A 17,462-nucleotide genomic window follows, 5' to 3' on the forward strand; every position below is an offset into this window, starting at 1 on the left:
GAGTCTCTCACCCCGGCCGCACCGCATCCCACGCCACGGTCAGCTCCCCGAGTCGCCAGCGCGTGCGTCCGCCGAGGATCGGCCAGCCGGACTCCCGCATCCCCTGCGCCACGGCGATCCAGCGCTGGGTCGGTCCGTATGCGGCGAGCGGGGAGTGGACGCGCCACAGCCGGTCGAGCTCACCCAGGAAGGCGTACACGCGCTCACCCGGGATGTTGCGGTGGATGAGCGCCTTCGGCAGGCGTTCGGCGGCGACTCCCGGGGAGTCGAGGCCCGCCAGCCGCAGCGAGACGGTCAGGGAGAGCGGGCCGGCCGCCTCGAGCGCGACCCAGCTGGCGACGCGGCCGACCTCATCGCAGGTGCCCTCGACGAGGAGGCCGCCGGGCTGGAGGCGGGCGAGCATCCGGGACCACGCTCCGGCGACCTCCGGCTCGCCGTACTGGCGCAGGACGTTGAACGCGCGGATCACGGCGGCGCTGCGGCCCTCCGGCAGCGGCACCTCGAAACCGCCGAGGGCGAACCGGATGCGGGCGTCGGCGGCGAAGCCGGTGCGGCCCGCGCGCACCTCGGCGAGCTGCGCGTCCGCCGTCCGGACCCGGCCCGGCTCGATCTCGAGGCCGACGACCTCCACGACCTCCACCTCGGAACGGGCCTTGGCGAGGCGCTGGTGCAGTTCCAGCGCGGTGACGCCGCTCGCGCCGTAGCCGAGGTCCACCACGAGCGGATCGTGGGCGCGCAGCAGGGCGGGCTGTGCGGCGATCCACCGATCCACCCGGCGCAGTCGGTTCGTGCTGGTGGTGCCGCGCGTCACTGTGCCGATCGTGCCCGAAGCCATGTGACAAGATTATTCGCATGTCCGCTCCTCACACTTTGATCCTTCTGCGCCACGGCAACAGCGAGTGGAACCAGCAGAATCTGTTCACCGGCTGGGTGGATGTCCGGCTCAGCGAGCAGGGCGTCGCTGAGGCCAAGCGGGCCGGCGAGCTGCTGGCCGAGTCGGCTCTCGCGCCCGACATCCTGTACACCTCCCTCCTGACCCGCGCCATTCAGACGGCGAACCATGCGCTCGATGTCGCCGACCGGCTCTGGATTCCCGTCGTGCGCTCCTGGCGGCTCAACGAGCGCCACTACGGCGCTTTGCAGGGCCTCGACAAGGCCGAGACGCTCGAGAAGTACGGTCCCGAGCAGTTCCAGCTCTGGCGTCGCTCCTTCGATGTGCCGCCGCCCCCGCTGGCCGACGACAGCGAGTGGTCGCAGGCGAGCGACCCGCGCTACGCGGACCTCGGCGCGGACCTGCCCCGCACCGAGTGCCTCAAGGATGTCATCGCCCGGATGCTGCCTTTCTGGGAGTCGGACATCACCAAGAGCCTCAGCGCGGGGAAGACCGTGCTCGTCACCGCCCACGGGAACTCGCTGCGCGCGCTCGTCAAACATCTCGACGGCGTCTCCGACGAGGACATCGCGGAACTCAACATCCCGACCGGCATCCCGCTCGTCTACAAGCTCGATGGGTCCTTCGCTCCGATCGAGCCCGCCGCCTACCTCGACCCGGAGGCCGCCGCCGCTGGTGCTGCCGCGGTCGCCGCCCAAGGCAAGAGCTGACCCCGTCCCCGCCCCATCAATCGCTTCCTCACTTGTTCCGGCTTTCCCCCGAAAAAGCCGGAACAAGTGAGGAAGCGATGCCTGATGGGGCGGGGGGACGGGCCGGGTCAGGCGGCGTCGGGGGTCCAGTCGCCGGTGGCGAGGTACTGCACCTTCTTGGCGATGGAGACGGCGTGGTCCGCGAAGCGCTCGTGGTAGCGGCTGGCGAGGGTGGCGTCCACGGTGTCGACGGTCTGGCCTTTCCAGGTCTCGCCGAGCACCTTCTCGAAGACGCTGGCGTGCAGTTCGTCGATATCGTCGTCGTCGTTGCGGATCTCATCCGCCAGGCGGATCTCCTGGGTGCGCAGCAGCTCCGCGAGCTTCTCCGCGATGGCCACATCGAGGCGGCCCATCTCCGCGAAGGTGCCGCGGAGGGACTTCGGGACCACCTTGTCCGGGAAGCGGTAGCGGGCGAGCTGGGCGATGTGCTCGGCCATGTCGCCCATCCGCTCCAGCGAGGCGGAGATGCGCAGCGCGCTCACGACGATGCGGAGGTCGCGGGCGACCGGCTGCTGGCGAGCGAGGATCTGGATGGAGAGCTCGTCCAGGACCACCGTCAGCTCGTCGATCTTGTTGTCGTTGGCGATGACCTCCTCGGCGAGCGAGACGTCGGACTCGGTGAAAGCCTCCGTGGCGTAGCGGATCGAACTGACGACCAGCTCGGCGATCTCGACCAGCCTGTCCTGGACGTCGGCCAGCTCCTGCTGGAAAACTTCGCGCATGGCGTGTGGTCCTTTCCTGGGCGTGCGCCTGCACGCGGGATGCGTGGCCTGCCGCCTCTGCTTCGCATGCTTGCCGCGCCAGGTTAACGGTTGGTGCCTTACACCTGAACTCTGTCTAACGTACCCGCGAAAACACGCGGAGCGCAGACACTCTGGTGCTTCGGCGCCGATCCGTATCACCTACGCTGACCGTATGGACTCCACCTGGTTGGTGCTGCTCGCGCTGGGCCTGGGGCTTATCGTCGGCGCTGGATTCGTGTGGACACTGCACGTCGCCGAGCGCCGCGGCAGCCACGCGGCTCGGGTGGTCAGCCCGTCGGTGCCCGATGGTGTCGATCAGGTGCTCGACGCCATGGAGTCGGCCGGTGTCGTCCTGGACCCCTCGAACAACCTCATCAAAGTCTCGCCCGGCGCTCTCGCCATCGGCCTGGTCTGGAACGGCGCCCTCGTGCATGCGCACCTCGTCGAGCTGGCCGACCGCGTGCGACGGACCGGGGAGTCGGTCACGGAGGAGTGCGAACTGCCGCGGGGGCCGTTCGGGGAGGCCAACATCCACCTCTCTGTGCGTGTCGCGCGCCTGGGCTCCCGCTACATCCTGCTGCTCGCGGAGGACCGTACGGAGTCGTTCCGGCTGGATTCGGTCCGCCGCGATTTCGTCGCGAACATCAGCCACGAGCTGAAGACGCCGATCGGCGCGGTCGGATTGCTCGCGGAGGCGCTGGACGAGGCCTCGGACGACCCCGGCCAGGTGCGCCGGTTCGCGCTGCGGCTGAGCGAGGAAGCCTCCCAGCTGGCGCGGATCACGCAGGACATCATCGAACTGAGCCGGTTGCAGGCGGCCGATGCGCTCGGGAACGCCGTGGAGCTGTCCGCCCGGAAGGTCGTCAAAGCGGCGATCGATCAGAACAAGGTCGCCGCGGAGTCCCGCCGGATTCAGATCGCGATGCGCGGCGACAAAGACGCGATGGTGCTCGGCAACGAGCCGCTGCTGGTCACCGCCGTGCATAACCTCATCTCGAACGCGATCCAGTACTCGCCCGGCGACTCCCGCATCGGGATCGGTGTGCGCGCTCTCGACGGCGTCGTGGAGATCGCGGTCACCGACCAGGGCGAGGGCATCCCGGAAGAGGACCTCCACCGGGTGTTCGAGCGCTTCTTCCGCGTCGACCAGGCCCGCTCCCGCAACACCGGCGGCACCGGGCTCGGCCTGTCGATCGTCAAACACGCCGTGGAGAACCACGGCGGCGATGTGCGTGTCTGGTCGCAGCCGGGACGCGGCTCCACCTTCACCATCCGGCTGCCCGAGGCGTCCGCCATCCATCCCCCGATTGGAGAGAACCAGTGACAAGCATCCTGCTCGTCGAGGATGAGGCCGCGTTGAGCGAGCCACTCGCATACCTGCTGAAGCGCGAGGGCTATGAGGTCGCCGTCGCCGAGGACGGCCCGACCGCGCTCGCCGAGTTCGACCGCCTCGGCGCCGACCTCGTCCTGCTCGACCTCATGCTGCCGGGCATCCCGGGCACCGAAGTGTGCCGCGAGATCCGGACGCGCTCGAGCGTGCCGATCATCATGCTCACCGCGAAGGACTCCGAGGTGGACATCGTGGTCGGGCTCGAACTCGGCGCGGACGACTATGTGACCAAGCCGTACTCCTCGCGCGAACTGCTCGCGCGCATCCGGGCGGTGCTGCGACGCCGGGTGGACGAAGCGGAGCGGGAGGATGACGGAGTCCTGGAGGCCGGCACCGTCCGCATGGATGTGGACCGTCATACCGTGGCGGTGAACGGCGCCGAGATCTCCATGCCGCTCAAGGAATTCGAGCTTCTCGAACTGCTGCTGCGCAACGCCGGGCGCGTGCTCACGCGCGGGCAGCTGATCGACCGAGTGTGGGGGAGCGATTACTTCGGCGACACCAAGACGCTGGATGTCCACATCAAGCGCATCCGCTCGCGCATCGAGGAGAGCCCGTCGGACCCGCAGATGCTCGTCACCGTGCGCGGACTGGGCTATCGCTTCAACAGCTGAGGCCTCGCCGGTCGCGGGGAGGCCGGTCGCTAGGAGGCGGGAAGGATCGCCGGCGGCACGAGGTCCTTGTACTCGGACAGGCCGCCGTCGAGGACCGGCACCGTCAGCTGGACGCCGGTTTCGTTGCCGTACTGGAAGTAGACAGGGGAGAGGCTGCCTGGCAGGGCCGTGAAGTTCAGGAGGAAGACGTTGCTCGCGCTTGCTTTGTCCGGCGTGGCGCCGACGATTTTGACCTCGCCCGGCTCGACCGTGACGGAGGAGGCGGGTGTGCGCTGATCGCCGGCGGAGATGGCGACGCGGTGGCTCTTCGTGCCGGTGTTCACGAGCGTGACGACGAGGTTGCCCACTTTGCTGGTGCCGTCGGTGACGATGAGGGCGTTGCGGACGTCGATCTGGCCGAGGGCGCCGCTCACGCCATCGCTGGCGTCGTAGTGCTTGGTGGTGGCCTGTGGAGCGACGAAGCCGCAACCGGCCGTTCCGAAAGCGACCGCCAGGGCGAGGACGACGGACGTCGCGACACGAGCTTTCACTGAGACCCTCCCAATCGTTCCGCTCGACGGCGCTGTGCAGCCAGGTGCGAAAGCGGATTCACACCGTCGAGTTTATCCCATCGGGTGCCTGTCCCCGGCCGCTTGCGCGCGCGAGGGCGAACCCTAGCATGTGCATCGTGTGGTATCCTCTTTGTTGCTGAAGGGACAACATATCTATGCTTTTCGAGGTTGGCGAAACCGTCGTTTACCCGCATCACGGGGCCGCAACGATCACCGAGGTCAAGAAAAGAACCATCAAGGGTGAAGAGAAGCTGTACCTCAAGCTCAATGTGACGCAGGGCGATCTGACCATCGAAGTCCCCGCCGACAATGTCGATCTCGTCGGAGTGCGCGACGTGATCGGCAGAGAAGGTCTCGACCGCGTTTTCGAGGTGCTGCGGGCTCCGTTCACCGAGGAGCCGACCAACTGGTCCCGCCGCTACAAGGCGAACCTGGAGAAGCTGGCGTCGGGCGACGTCATCAAGGTCTCCGAGGTGGTCCGCGATCTGTGGCGTCGCGACCAGGACCGCGGCCTCTCCGCCGGCGAGAAGCGCATGCTCGCCAAGGCGCGCCAGATCCTGATCTCGGAATTGGCCCTCGCGGAGAAGACCGACGACGAGAAAGCGTCGAGTCTGCTCGACGAGGTGCTGGCGTCCTGAGCGACGCCCCTCGATCTCAGCGCCCCGCAGCAACGGCTGCGGGGCGCTTTCCTTCATCCGGGCGGGTCCCGGCTGGCGGTACGCTCAGGGGGTGTCTACCGAATCCCGCCCCCGCATCGCCGTCGTCGTCGTCGCCGCAGGCACCGGCACCCGGCTGGGCGCCGGGCTGCCCAAAGCGTTTGTGAGCCTCGGCGGGCGGACACTGCTGGAACGGTCGCTGCATGCCGTGCGCAGCATGCGGGAACCGGCGCAGGTGGTGGTGGTGGCGCCGGAGGAGCGGCTGGCGGAGGCGGCGGCGCTCGGCGAGGCCGGGTTCGGTGCGGCGGTGGATGTCGTCGCCGGCGGCGAGACCCGGCAGGGCTCGGTCGCCGCCGGCCTGGGGGCGCTGCGCGAGGGCGTGGAGGTCGTGCTGGTGCATGACGCCGCGCGGGCGCTGACGCCGGCTGCGCAGTTCGACGCGGTCGTGGCGGCAGTGGATGCCAGCGGAGCCGGCGTGGTTCCCGGGCTGCCGGTGAGCGACACGATCAAGCGGGTCGGGGCGGAGGGCGAGGTGCGGGAGACGGTGGACCGCTCTGCTCTGTCCGCGGTGCAGACGCCGCAAGGTTTCCCGCGCGATCAGCTGGTGGCGGCGTATGCCGCTGCGACGACGGACGAGACCGATGACGCGGGGCTGGCGGCGGCGGCCGGGCATCCCGTGACGGTGATCCCTGGCGACGCGCGCGCGTTCAAGATCACGACGCCGTGGGACTTGCAGCGGGCCGAAGAGCTGCTGGCCGGCCTCGCCGCCCCACGGATCGGATTCGGGACCGACACGCACGTTTTCGACCCCTCCGCCGAGCTGTGGCTGGCTGGACTTCGCTGGGAGGGTGAGCCGGGCCTGGCCGGGCACAGCGACGGCGACGCGGTGGCGCACGCGATCGTGGACGCCCTGCTGTCGGCGGCGTGCCTCGGCGACATTGGCGGCGTCTTCGGGACCGGGGACCCGCGGTTCGCGGGGGCGCACGGCGAGGTGTTCCTCACGGAGACGAGGCGGCTGGTCGAAGCGGAGGGATTCAGGATCGGGAACGTCTCGGTGCAGATCGTCGGCAACCGGCCGAAGTTCGCTCCGCGGCGGGCCGAGGCGGAGACACTACTCTCCGGCGTCCTGGGCGCGCCGGTGTCGGTGGGCGCGACGACGACCGACGGGCTCGGACTGACGGGACGCGGCGAAGGGGTCGCCGTGTTCGCGACGGCCCTCCTCCTCGCCCCGTAGGCTATGGGCGTGACCCTGCGACTGTACGACACGAAAGCCGGAGCCCTGCGCGATTTCGTCCCTCTCCGTTCCGGCGAGGTGGGGATGTACGTGTGCGGTCCCACGGTGCAGTCGTCGCCGCACATCGGGCATCTGCGCTCCGCTCTCGTGTACGACCAGCTGCGCAGGTGGCTGACGTATCGCGGGCTGGATGTCACGCTCGTCCGCAACGTCACGGACATCGACGACAAGGTCCTGGCCAACGCCGCGGCCGCACAGGCCGAGGGCGGGAGCGAGCAGTGGTGGGCGCTGGCCTACCGGTTCGAGCGGGAGTTCACCGCGGCCTCCGTCGCGCTGGGCGTGCAGGCTCCGACTTATGAGCCGCGGGCGACGGCGAGCATCCCGCAAATGCAGGAGATCATCCAGCGGCTGATCGAACGCGGGCACGCCTACGCGGCGGGCGACGGATCGGGCGATGTGTACTTCGCTGTGCGCAGCTGGCCGGGCTATGGCGAGCTCACGCGGCAGAGCATCGACAGCATGGAGGCCGCTGCCGACGCCGATCCGCGCGCCAAGCGCGACGGACGCGACTTCGCCCTGTGGAAGGGGCGGAAGGCGGACGAGCCGGACTCGGCCGCTTTCCCGTCGCCGTGGGGCGAGGGCCGTCCGGGATGGCATATCGAGTGCTCTGCGATGTCGCGGCGGTACCTGGGTCCGCGCTTCGACATCCACGGCGGTGGGCTCGACCTGCGCTTTCCGCACCACGAGAACGAGCTGGCTCAGTCCGCTGCCGTGGGCGATGCCTTTGCGAACTACTGGGTACACAACGGCCTCGTGAACGTGAACGGCCAGAAGATGAGCAAATCGCTCGGCAACGCGGTGTCCGCGGCCGAGCTGCTGGGCGCAGCGCGCCCTCTGGCCGTTCGCTACTCCCTGGGGTCGGCGCACTACCGGTCGACGATCGACTACCACGACGGCTCGCTCAGCGAGGCGGAGGCCGCGCTCGAACGCATCGCCGGCTTCTTCGAGCGGGTCGATCGCCGGCTCGCCGGGACCCGGTTCGACGGCAGCGGCCCCGAGGTCGTGCCGAGCGCGTTCGCGGAGGCGATGGACGACGACCTCGCCGTGCCGCAGGCGCTCGCGGCGCTGCACGAGACCGTGCGCTCAGGAAACGCCGCACTGGATGCGGAAGACTTGGAGGCGGCCGCCGTCGCGCGTGGGCAGGTGTTCGCCATGACAGAGGTCCTCGGCATCAATCCGCTGTCGCCGCAGTGGCGCCAGACCGGGTCATCCGTCGCCGAGCAGGCGCTCGGGACGCTGGTCGAGAGGTTGCTGCGCAACCGGCAGGAAGCCAGGCAAGCGCGCGATTTCGCCGCTGCCGACCGCATCCGCGAGGAGCTCACCGGAGCGGGAATCACCATCGAAGACACCCCCACGGGGTCGCATTGGAGCATCGAAGCATGAAGAACTCGGGTGGCAAGCCCCGCGCCGGGGCCGTGAGGAAGACCAAGAAGGGCGCCCAGACCGGCACCGGCGGACACGGACGCAAGGCGCTGGAGGGCAAAGGCCCGACGCCGAAGGCAGAAGACCGCGAGTATCACGTCGCCCACAAGAACAAGGTGCTGCGCGAGCGTGCGGCCGCCAAACGCGGCAGTGGACGCGACGCCGCCCCGCGTGGGGCCTCCGGCGCCTCCCGCCGGGCCAAGACCGGCGACGAATCGGAGATCGTGACCGGGCGCAATTCGGTGCTGGAAGCCCTGCGGGCGCGCATCCCGGGCACGACGCTCTACATCGCTGCGCGGGTGGAGCTGGACGATCGGATGAAGGAGATCCTCTCTCTTGCGACCGGTCGCGCCATTCCGGTGCTCGAGGTCATGCGGCCGGAGCTCGACCGGCTCGCCGGCCGGGATGCGGTGCATCAGGGCGTCGCGCTCAAGGTCCCGCCGTACGAGTACGCGCACCCCGGCGAACTGCTCGACCTGACGCTGCGGAAGGGCGGGAAACCGCTGTTCGTCGCGCTCGATGGGATCACCGACCCGCGGAACCTCGGCGCGATCATCCGCTCGACCGCGGCGTTCGGCGGGCAGGGTGTCATCGTCCCGCAGCGCCGCTCGGTCGGGATGACGGCCTCGGCCTGGAAGACCTCGGCCGGCGCCGCCGCTCGCACCCCCGTGGCGATGGCCTCCAACCTGACCCAGACGCTCAAAGCGTTCAAGCAGGCGGGGGTGTTCGTCCTCGGGCTCGACGGCGGCGGCGACACGACGCTACCCGGGCTGTCGTTCGCAGACCGGCCCGTCGTGATTTTGGTCGGCAGCGAGGGCAAAGGCATCTCGCGGCTCGTCGCCGAGACGTGCGACGCCGTGGTGTCCATCCCGATCGCCGCCACGACCGAGTCGCTCAACGCGGGCATCGCCGCGAGTGTCACTCTCTACGAGATCGCGAAGCTGCGGGCTGAGGCACAGCCGCAGTGATCCAGCCGCGGGCGCTCCGACCAGAGGACGCTCCGCGGGTCACAGACGGATCAGTCCCTCTTTCATCGCCCGGGAGACCGCGGCGGCGCGTGTGTCGACGCCGAGCTTCGTGAAGATGTGGTTAACGTGCGTCTTGACGGTCGTCTCGCTGACGAAGAGCTGCTCGCCGACCTTGACGGTTGGTGTGCCCGGTGGCGAGGAGGGTCAGCACATCGATCTCGCGCGGGGTGAGCGACTCCTGCGGCGCGCGTATCCTGTCCATCAGGCGGGAGGCGACGGCAGGGCTGAGCGCGCTCCCACCGTCGCGCGCGGTGCGGATGGCGGCGAACAGCTCCGCCGGGGTGCTGTCTTTGAGCAGGTAGCCGCTCGCGCCCGCGTCGAGCGAGCGCACGAAGTCGGCGTCGGAGTCGTAGGTCGTGAAGACCAGCACGGCCGTCGACGGGCTTGTCGCGCGCGTGTGCGCGGTGAGTGCGACACCGTCGGTGTCCCCGTCGAGGGCGAGGTCCATGAGGACGATATCGGGGCGCGCGCGTGTCAGCAGCAGGCGGTACTCCTCGGGGTCGCCGCAGTCACCGACCACCTCGAAGTCCTCCTGCGTGTCGAGCAGCGTACGCATCCCGTGCCGGAGGATGGGGTGGTCGTCCACGAGCGCGATGCGGATCACGAGGCGTCCACCCGCGGGAGGTGCCCGGCGATCACGGTCCCGGCGCCGGGTTTCGGATTCCACGACCAAGCGGCCGCCCAGCTTCTCGACGCGCAGGCGCATCGCACGCAGGCCGTAGCCGCCGTCCGGACCGGGGGCGGGCACCGCCTCGGGGTCGAAGCCGCAGCCGTCGTCGGCGATGTCCACGCTGATGGAGTGCTCGTAATAGGTGAGTGTGACGATGATGCGGTCCGCATCGGCGTGACGCTGTGCGTTCGCGACGGCGCCCTGCACGACGCGCAGCAGCGCGTGCTCCGTCTCCGGTGGGAGCGGGACCGGCTCTCCGATGAGAGTGGCCCGGCCGCCGGCGTCTGCGGCTACTGTCTCGATGGCCTCGAAGAGGGTTCCGGTGAGGGAGTCGCTCGCGAGCCGGTGGACCAGGCGCCGGGTCTCGGCCAGGTTGTTCCGCAGCATCTGCTGCGCCGAGACGACCGAGCTGCGCGACGCCTCCCGATCTGGCCAGGTCTGTTCGGCGGCCTCCAGCAGCAGGAGGGCGCTCGCGGCGCCCTGTACGACGGTGTCGTGGATCTCAGCCGCCAGCCGGTGCCGCTCGGCGAGGGTCCCCGCCTCGCGCTCGGTGTGCGCGAGTCTGTCCTGCGCGGTCATCAGCGCGTCCACGAGCCGCTGGCGTGCGTCAAGGGCGCGGTTCAGCGCGTCCATGGCGAAGCTGAGGAGGAGGCCGGCGATGAGCGGGCCGAACATCAACCCGAGGTCGGAGGCGCCGGCGAGCAGGTAGACGCTCACGCTCACCGTGATCGTGAGCACTGCTGCGGCCACGAGCGCCGCGGCGCGTGAGAAGGCGTTGTGGAGCAGAACGAACAGCGGGATGGCGCACCAGGCGAACGAGGGGGCGACCATGACCAGGGGCATCCACGCCACGGCGGCGAACACGTCGAGCCAGCGCCGCGGGCCGGAGCGCCGAGCCAGGGCGGCGGCGATGGCGAGCGCCGCGACAAGAGCCGTCGCCGCGAGCACGAGGCCGGACTGGCCGGCGTGGACCGGGATCGCGGCGAAGCGCACGGCGCAGATCGTCAGCAGGACCAGCAGCGCGAATCTGCTCACGCGGTCGAGCAGCGTCAGCTCGGGGGAGAGCACAGGAGAGGCAGGAGAAATCGGCATTTGATGTATCAGTATAAATGACGAGCGCCGGCAGCGCATCCCCTGTTCGGTGGATTCACGGCGGACCGGATGCCCGATGCGCCCGAATACCGCGACGGGGGAGGCTGGGGGCGTCCCCATCGAAAGGAACCCCCATGAAGATCCGTCCCGTCGCCCTCGTCACCGCAGCCGCTGCTGGAGCGCTGCTCCTGGCCGGGTGCAGTGCAGGGTCCGCGCCCTCCTCCGCTCCCGCGACCGCGAACAGCGCCGCGGTCGTCGACCGCTTCGGACAGCTGCAGGCGTTCGTCCGCGGCAACGGCGCGGCCGAGCACACGATCGAGGTCTCGAAGCAGAAGGCGTACACCTCGGCTGCGTTCGGCGCCGACACGGCCACGCTCCTGGAGCGCGCCAGCGGCACCGGGCCGGGCCTCCGCGACCTGCCGGGGACGCTCTTCCTCCCCGGCGGTGTGACCGTCAAATCCGGGGAGTCGTCCATCGCCGGCATCGGCGTGGGCGGCGCGCCGTCGGGCGACGCCGACGCTGTGTGCGCCGCGGCCGGAGCCTCCGCCATCGCCGGCTGAGGCCGCCAGGCGTCACACTTTCGCGCGCCAGTCGGCCTCGTCGTCATCGTCGAGGCCGGCTGCGCGCCGGACGTCCGGAATGCTGAGCGTCTCCGTCGCTGGGCCGACCACGGTCGCCTCGTCGCGGCGGTGGCGCAGGATGTCGTTGATGTACGACCCCAGGGCTTCCGCGAGAGGAACATCCCGGCCCTCGGCCTGTGACATGAACCAGCGGTGCTCGAGCAGCTGGTGGAAGACCTCGGCCGGTTCCAGCTTGCCCTTCAGCTCGGCCGGGATGGCGCGCACGATCGGCTCGAAGACGCGCATCAGCCACTCGTGGGCCATCGCCTCCTCGTCCAGCCCCGCTTTCCCGAGGGTCGCGGAGTACGAATCGAGGTCGTTGAGCAGGCGGCGTGCCTGGTTCTCGCCGGTGTCCAGACCGGTGAGGCGGAGCAGCCGGCGGGAGTGGTGGCCGGCGTCCACGACCTTCGGCTGGATGCGCACGGTCGTGCCCTCGTCGGAGGTCTTGATCGCGAGCTCCTCGATGTCGAAGCCGAGCTCGTTGAGCCGTTCGACCCGCTGGCTGATGCGCCAGCGCTCGGAGGAGGAGAACGACTCGCTGCCGGTCAGCTCTTTCCAGAGGGACCGGTAGGCGGCCACGATGCCATTGGAGACTTTGATCGGGTCGAGCTCTTCGTCGACGCGGCCGCCGGCTTCGAGGTCCATCAGCTCGCCCGCGATGTTCACCCGGGCGATCTCCAGATCGTTCTCGCGCTGGCCGTTCGAGAGGCCCCCGTCGTAGAGCTGACCGGTCTCGGCGTCCACGAGGTAGGCGGCGAAAGCGCCCGCATCGCGGCGGAAGAGTGTGTTCGAGAGGGAGACATCGCCCCAGAAGAAACCGACGATGTGGAGGCGCACCAGCAGAACGGCGAGAGCGTCCACCAGGCGCGTCGCCGTGTCGGGACGCAGGGTCTGCGAGAAGAGGGCGCGGTAGGGGAGCGAGAACTTGAGGTGGCGGGTGACCAGAGCGGCGTTCAACGGGTCGTCGTCGTCGTCGGTGCGGTTCGTGATCACCGCCACCGGGTCCACGCAGGGGATGTCGAGACGTTGCAGCGTGCGGAGCATGTCGTACTCGCGCTGGGCCATCTCCGCGGTCGTCTCTTTGATGGCGATGACGTAGCCCGAGAGGTTCGCGAACCGGACGAGGTGCCTGCTGATGCCTTTCGGCAGCAGGGCGATGTGCTCGTTCGACCACTCCGCCAGGGGGATGTTCCACGGCAGGTCGAGGAGCGCGGGGTCGACCGTCGCCGCGGTGATGTTGACAGATCCGGGCATCGGGGTCCTTCTGGTCGTGGAAAGCACTCTGCCGCAGCCCGATCCGGAATGCGGCAGAGTGAGGGTTCGCTCCTCGGAGACTAGTCGACCACCGCGCCGCCGAGACGCTCGCCCGACTCCGCGTGGAACAGGTGGATGTGGCCCGGCTTCGGGGTGATGTACACGGTGTCACCGGCGTTCGGGTGGACGCGGCCGTCGACGCGGCCGACGATGTCGGTGCGCTTGCCGTCGACCTCCGAGTGGCCGTAGAGGTAGCCATCGGCGCCAAGCTCCTCGACCAGGTCGACCGTGACCGTGAGGCCGCTGCCCTCGGTGGACGACACGACGACGTCCTCCGGGCGGACACCGATGGTGACGGTGGAGCCGGCGGCGGCGAGGGTGTCGCGCTCGACCGGGACGACCGCGTTGCCGAATTTGATGCCGCCGTCGGTGACGTCGGCCGTGAACAGGTTCATGGCCGGGCTGCCGATGAAACCGGCGACGAAGACGTTCTTCGGCTGCGCGTACAGGTCGCGCGGGGTGCCGACCTGCTGCAGGACGCCGTCCTTGAGAACGGCGATGCGGTCGCCCATGGTGAGCGCCTCGGTCTGGTCGTGGGTGACGTAGACCGTGGTGACGCCGAGGCGGCGGGTCAGCGAAGCGATCTGGGTGCGGGTCTGGACGCGGAGCTTTGCGTCGAGGTTCGACAGCGGTTCGTCCATGAGGAACACCTGGGGCGAGCGGACGATCGCGCGTCCCATCGCGACGCGCTGACGCTGACCGCCGGAGAGGGCCTTGGGCTTCCGGCCGAGATAGGGCTCCAGGTCGAGCAGCTTGGCCGCCTCGAGGACACGCTGTGCGCGCTCCTCTTTGCCGACGCCCGCGATCTTGAGCGCGAAGCCCATGTTCTCGGCGGCGGTCATGTGCGGGTACAGCGCGTAGTTCTGGAACACCATCGCGATGTCGCGGTCCTTCGGCGGCACGTCGGTGACATTGCGCTCGCCGATGAAGATGTTGCCGTCGTTGACCTCTTCCAGACCAGCGAGCATGCGGAGCGAGGTGGACTTGCCGCAGCCCGAGGGGCCCACGAGGACCAGGAACTCGCCGTCCGCGATCTCCAGGTCGAGGGCATCGACCGCGGGGCGGTTCGAGCCGGGGTAGAGCCGGGTCGCTTTGTCATAGGTGACAGTCGCCATGAGCTTTCTTCTCCTTCACCGGCAGGTACGTGCCGGACGATCCGTTGTGATGGATGATGTGGCGTTTCGTCCAAATCGGGCTCCGTCGCCACGCCCCATAGTAGGCCATTTCCGAAGCGCGCTTCGACCAGACCGGAACCGGGCCGAGAGCCGAGGGTGTCTGGTCTATTCCCAGACTGCCGGATTACGATCGACCGGTTGCGTGCGCGCACGCATCCGAAAGACCTGCGTCCCCCGCGCAGCCCAACGAGCCCCGACCCCGAGAGTGACAACCATGACCGATCCCGACGAGAGCCACAGCGGCGACGTCCGCGCGGCCGCCCGGGACAAAGCCCGCCAGCTGCGCAGCACTCAGCAGCGCAAGGACCGCCGCAACCGGGCACTCCTCTCCGGAGGCATCGTGGTCGGCGTGATCGCGATCGCGGCCATCGTGGCCGTCGTCATCGTCTCCGCCATCCGCCCGACGGTTCCCGGCCCCAAGAACATGGCCAGCGACGGCATCGTTATCGGAGCCGGTCTCACGGCGAAGACGACGCCCGCTCTCGCCGCCGACGCGAAGCCGATCGCGAGCAAACCGGCCCCCGCCGGCAGCACGGTGGACATCCGCATCTACTCCGACTACCTCTGCAAGCTCTGCGGCCAGTTCCAGCGCACGAACCTGGCGCAGCTGGAGCCGCTCGTCAAAGACGGCGCGGTCACGGTGGAGCTGCATCCTGTCGCCATCTACACCAGTCAATCGGCCGGCACCCGCTATTCTCTGCGCGCCGCGAACGCCGCCGCCTGCGTGGCGAACTACGACCCGGACGCGTTCTGGCGGTTCAACGAATCCCTCTTCGCCGACCAGCCCAAGGAGGGGGGCCCCGGTCTCAGCGACGATGCGCTGAAGAAGCGCGCGGAGTCCGCCGGGGCCAAACCGGTCGCGGAGGTGGACTCCTGCGTCCATGAGGGCCGCTTCAAGACCTGGGTCGGCAAGGCGAGCGATCGCGCGCTGAGCGGGCCCATCCCGAACTCCGACGTCAAGAAGATGACGAACGCGCTGCTCGTGCTCGTCAACGGCAAGCCATACACCGGATCGCTCACGAGCGCGTCGGACTTCAAGGCGTTCGTGCTGCAGGCCCAGGGCGACGAGTACACCACAGCGACGCCGACGCCGACGCCGGCTGTGGGCTGAGTGCCGCCGACCGTCCCCTAGGATGGTTTCCGACGGATCGCCGTCGTCGCCGACTTAGCTCAGCTGGTAGAGCACTCGCCTTGTAAGCGAGCGGTCGCGGGTTCGAACCCCGCAGTCGGCTCCGCGTCGCTCGCGCCTCCTCCCGGCCGGAATCACTCCCGGCATCACTCGGGGGGAGCGACCCCGACGCTGCCGGAGTTCGGCCTCCAGCTGCCGGATGCGGTCGGCGGCGATCTCACGCTCCAGCGCTTCGAGCTGCTCTTCTGTGGTGGGAGCGCCGGGCATCGGCGCGGACTCGCGGACGATCACGGTCCGCTGCGGCCGGACGGGGCGCGGGGCGCGCATCCCGGAGCGCTCCCTCCCGAGCCCGAACCACAGGACGCTGCCGATCAGGGGCAGCAGGAGCACGACGACGATCCAGGCGAGCTTCGGCAGGTGCCTGATCTGGTCGCCGGTGCGCAGGATGATGTCGATCAGCGCCACCAGGAACAGCGCGAAGACCAGCAGCGGGATAACGGCCATCGCTCGATTCTAAGGTGTCGACCCGAACGGGATCGCGCCCAGCACGACACTCGCCACCAGCATCGTCAGCGCTACCAGCAACGCCCGCCAGAGCACTTTCCGGTGGTGGTCGCCGAGGTTCACGTTCGCGAGCGACACCAGCAGCAGGATGGCGGGCACGAGCGGACTCTGCAGATGCACCGGCTGGCCGACGATGGAGGCGCGCGCCATCTCGACCGGACTGATGCCGTAGGTGGCCGCGGTCTCCGACAGCACGGGCAGGATGCCGTAGTAGAACGCGTCGTTCGACATGAAGAAGGTCATCGGGATGCTGAGCAGTCCCGTGATCACGGCGAGGAACGGCCCGAGCGACGGCGGCACGATGTCGACCACCCATTTCGCCATCGCAGTGACCATCCCCGTGCCGTTCAGCACCCCGACGAGGACGCCGGCGGCCAGCACCATCGAGACCACGCCGACGATGCTCGGCGCGTGCGCGACGATCTCGTCGGCCTGGCCGCGGAGCTTGGGGAAGTTGATCACGAGAGCCAGGGCCGCGCCGACCATGAAGATGTAGGCGAGCGGCAGGATGTCGATCACCAGCAGCACCATGACCACGATCGTCAACGCGAGGTTCACCCAGACCAGCTGTGGCCGGAGGGTCGCCCGCTGAGGGTCGAGCGCGGTGTCGGCCATCGCGGTGTCGGCAGGGTCGGTCAGGGCGGTGCCCGGGCGCACGGCCACCACGCCGCGTGTGTCCACGGAGCCCCGCGCGCCGGGGGCGGCCTGGGCGCCGCGGGCGAGACGCCCGCCCTGGAACAGCGAGAAGCGTTTGGCATCTTGCGGTCGCTCGGCCAGGAACGGCTCGCTGAGGTCGAGAGAGCCGAGACGGTTCCGCTCGCGCACACCGAGCATCCAGACCAGCGCGAACGCGACGGCGAGGCCGATGGCGAGGGAGGGGAGCATGGGCACGAAGATGTCGGTGGGGGAGACCTTGAGCGCGGACGCCGCGCGGGCGGTCGGCCCGCCCCACGGCACGATGTTGAGCGTGCCGTTCACCAGCCCGGCGACGCAGGTGAGGATCACCGGGCTCATCCCGAGCCGCAGATAGATCGGCAGCATGGCCGAGGTCACGATGATGAACGTCGTGGAGCCGTCGCCGTCGAGCGAGACCGCTCCGGACAGCAGTGCTGTGCCGATCACGACCTTCGCCGGGTCGTCGCCGAGGAAGCGCACGATGAAGCGGATGAGCGGATCGAACAGGCCGACATCGATCATGATGCCGAAGAACATGATCGCGAACATCAGCAGCGCCGCTGTCGGCGCGAGGTTCTTCAGCGCGTCCAGGATCATGTCGCCGAGCCCGAGGCCGGCACCCGCGAACAGGCCGAAGACCGTGGGGACGAGGATGAGCGCGACCATCGGCGTCAGCCGTTTGGTCATGATGAGCGCCATGAAGACCAGGATCATGGCGAATCCGAGGATGACGAGCACGTCGACTCCTTCGTCGAAGCGGATAAGGGTACCCCCCCACACCGTAGGGAGCGCGGCAGGCCCCTCCCGGCTATCCCGCATTCGTTCACGATTCGCGCGATCCGCGTGTTCTGTGCATTGTGCTCATTGGAGGCCGGGCCTCCGGG

At 69.2% G+C, this 17,462-nt stretch carries 16 protein-coding genes, 1 tRNA gene and 2 pseudogenes; 10 read left to right on the forward strand and 9 right to left on the reverse strand.

Going from position 1 to position 17,462, the window contains the following annotated elements; translation table 11 throughout:
* Nucleotides 1–7: 7 nt before the first annotated feature.
* Nucleotides 8–835 (reverse strand): hypothetical protein, encoded by an 828-nt coding sequence (locus O159_RS02875; protein ID WP_021754263.1) that lies wholly within the window; start codon nucleotides 833–835, stop codon nucleotides 8–10.
* A gap of 17 nt (nucleotides 836–852) precedes the next feature.
* On the opposite strand from O159_RS02875, the gene O159_RS02880 reads away from it, so the two are divergent.
* Nucleotides 853–1,602 (forward strand): phosphoglyceromutase, encoded by a 750-nt coding sequence (locus O159_RS02880; RefSeq protein WP_021754264.1) that lies wholly within the window; start codon nucleotides 853–855, stop codon nucleotides 1,600–1,602.
* 107 nt (nucleotides 1,603–1,709) lie between these two features.
* Here the strand turns inward: O159_RS02880 and phoU are convergent, their stop codons facing one another.
* Nucleotides 1,710–2,363 (reverse strand): phosphate signaling complex protein PhoU, encoded by a 654-nt coding sequence (gene phoU, locus O159_RS02885; protein WP_021754265.1) that lies wholly within the window; start codon nucleotides 2,361–2,363, stop codon nucleotides 1,710–1,712.
* Nucleotides 2,364–2,556: 193 nt separating this feature from the next.
* On the opposite strand from phoU, the gene O159_RS02890 reads away from it, so the two are divergent.
* Both O159_RS02890 and O159_RS02895 read left to right on the forward strand, forming a co-directional pair.
* Nucleotides 2,557–3,708: a sensor histidine kinase gene (locus tag O159_RS02890; protein WP_021754266.1), complete on the forward strand. Its 1,152-nt coding sequence runs from the start codon at nucleotides 2,557–2,559 to the stop codon at nucleotides 3,706–3,708.
* Nucleotides 3,705–4,388 (forward strand): response regulator transcription factor, encoded by a 684-nt coding sequence (locus O159_RS02895; protein WP_021754267.1) that lies wholly within the window; start codon nucleotides 3,705–3,707, stop codon nucleotides 4,386–4,388. Before O159_RS02890 ends, O159_RS02895 begins: the two co-directional genes overlap by 4 nt.
* Before the next feature lie 29 nt (nucleotides 4,389–4,417).
* Here the strand turns inward: O159_RS02895 and O159_RS02900 are convergent, their stop codons facing one another.
* Nucleotides 4,418–4,918 (reverse strand): hypothetical protein, encoded by a 501-nt coding sequence (locus tag O159_RS02900; protein ID WP_021754268.1) that lies wholly within the window; start codon nucleotides 4,916–4,918, stop codon nucleotides 4,418–4,420.
* A gap of 176 nt (nucleotides 4,919–5,094) precedes the next feature.
* Between O159_RS02900 and O159_RS02905 the strand changes: the two genes are divergently transcribed.
* The 4 genes from O159_RS02905 (at nucleotide 5,095) to rlmB (ending at nucleotide 9,279) form a co-directional block, all read left to right on the forward strand.
* A complete protein-coding gene (locus O159_RS02905) occupies nucleotides 5,095–5,577 on the forward strand; it encodes a CarD family transcriptional regulator (RefSeq protein WP_011186555.1) in 483 nt (160 codons plus the stop codon).
* Nucleotides 5,578–5,668: 91 nt separating this feature from the next.
* The gene (ispD, locus tag O159_RS02910; RefSeq protein ID WP_021754269.1) at nucleotides 5,669–6,829 is read left to right on the forward strand and encodes a 2-C-methyl-D-erythritol 4-phosphate cytidylyltransferase; all 1,161 of its coding nucleotides are present in this window, start codon (nucleotides 5,669–5,671) and stop codon (nucleotides 6,827–6,829) included.
* 9 nt (nucleotides 6,830–6,838) lie between these two features.
* Complete coding sequence (cysS, locus tag O159_RS02915; RefSeq protein WP_043993955.1) at nucleotides 6,839–8,272, forward strand: cysteine--tRNA ligase; 1,434 nt, start codon at nucleotides 6,839–6,841, stop codon at nucleotides 8,270–8,272.
* Nucleotides 8,269–9,279 carry a 23S rRNA (guanosine(2251)-2'-O)-methyltransferase RlmB gene (gene rlmB / locus O159_RS02920; RefSeq protein ID WP_021754271.1) on the forward strand — a complete coding sequence of 337 codons (1,011 nt, stop codon included), beginning with the start codon at nucleotides 8,269–8,271 and terminating at the stop codon, nucleotides 9,277–9,279. The genes cysS and rlmB overlap by 4 nt, the downstream gene beginning before the upstream one ends.
* Nucleotides 9,280–9,318: 39 nt before the next feature.
* On the opposite strand, the pseudogene O159_RS16430 reads toward rlmB, so the two are convergent.
* Nucleotides 9,319–9,411: pseudogene (locus O159_RS16430) on the reverse strand (DNA-binding response regulator); the annotation flags it as partial.
* Complete coding sequence (locus O159_RS16435; RefSeq protein ID WP_330216835.1) at nucleotides 9,401–11,221, reverse strand: response regulator; 1,821 nt, start codon at nucleotides 11,219–11,221, stop codon at nucleotides 9,401–9,403. The pseudogene O159_RS16430 and the gene O159_RS16435, both read right to left, overlap by 11 nt.
* Nucleotides 11,222–11,235: 14 nt before the next feature.
* On the opposite strand from O159_RS16435, the gene O159_RS02935 reads away from it, so the two are divergent.
* Nucleotides 11,236–11,661 carry a GlcG/HbpS family heme-binding protein gene (locus O159_RS02935; RefSeq protein WP_021754273.1) on the forward strand — a complete coding sequence of 142 codons (426 nt, stop codon included), beginning with the start codon at nucleotides 11,236–11,238 and terminating at the stop codon, nucleotides 11,659–11,661.
* 12 nt (nucleotides 11,662–11,673) lie between these two features.
* On the opposite strand, the gene O159_RS02940 is transcribed toward O159_RS02935, so the two are convergent.
* Both O159_RS02940 and O159_RS02945 read right to left on the reverse strand, forming a co-directional pair.
* Entirely contained in the window at nucleotides 11,674–12,975 is a 1,302-nt protein-coding gene (locus O159_RS02940) for a DUF4032 domain-containing protein (protein ID WP_021754274.1), read from the reverse strand.
* Nucleotides 12,976–13,055: 80 nt separating this feature from the next.
* On the reverse strand, nucleotides 13,056–14,150 hold the full coding sequence (locus O159_RS02945; RefSeq protein WP_021754275.1) for an ABC transporter ATP-binding protein: 1,095 nt from the start codon (nucleotides 14,148–14,150) through the stop codon (nucleotides 13,056–13,058).
* Nucleotides 14,151–14,424: 274 nt separating this feature from the next.
* Here O159_RS02945 and O159_RS02950 point away from each other — a divergent pair, with 274 nt between their 5' ends.
* Together O159_RS02950 and O159_RS02955 are read left to right on the forward strand one after the other, a co-directional pair.
* Complete coding sequence (locus O159_RS02950) at nucleotides 14,425–15,321, forward strand: DsbA family protein (protein ID WP_021754276.1); 897 nt, start codon at nucleotides 14,425–14,427, stop codon at nucleotides 15,319–15,321.
* 48 nt (nucleotides 15,322–15,369) lie between these two features.
* Nucleotides 15,370–15,442: transfer RNA gene (locus O159_RS02955), tRNA-Thr, on the forward strand.
* Nucleotides 15,443–15,690: 248 nt separating this feature from the next.
* On the opposite strand, the pseudogene O159_RS15530 reads toward O159_RS02955, so the two are convergent.
* Nucleotides 15,691–15,843: pseudogene (locus O159_RS15530) on the reverse strand (PLDc N-terminal domain-containing protein); the annotation flags it as partial.
* Nucleotides 15,844–15,852: 9 nt separating this feature from the next.
* The gene (locus tag O159_RS02965) at nucleotides 15,853–17,397 is read right to left on the reverse strand and encodes a CitMHS family transporter (protein ID WP_407929753.1); all 1,545 of its coding nucleotides are present in this window, start codon (nucleotides 17,395–17,397) and stop codon (nucleotides 15,853–15,855) included.
* Nucleotides 17,398–17,462: the final 65 nt, after the last annotated feature.

The organism is Leifsonia xyli subsp. cynodontis DSM 46306 (assembly GCF_000470775.1).
Lineage (GTDB): Bacteria > Actinomycetota > Actinomycetes > Actinomycetales > Microbacteriaceae > Leifsonia > Leifsonia cynodontis.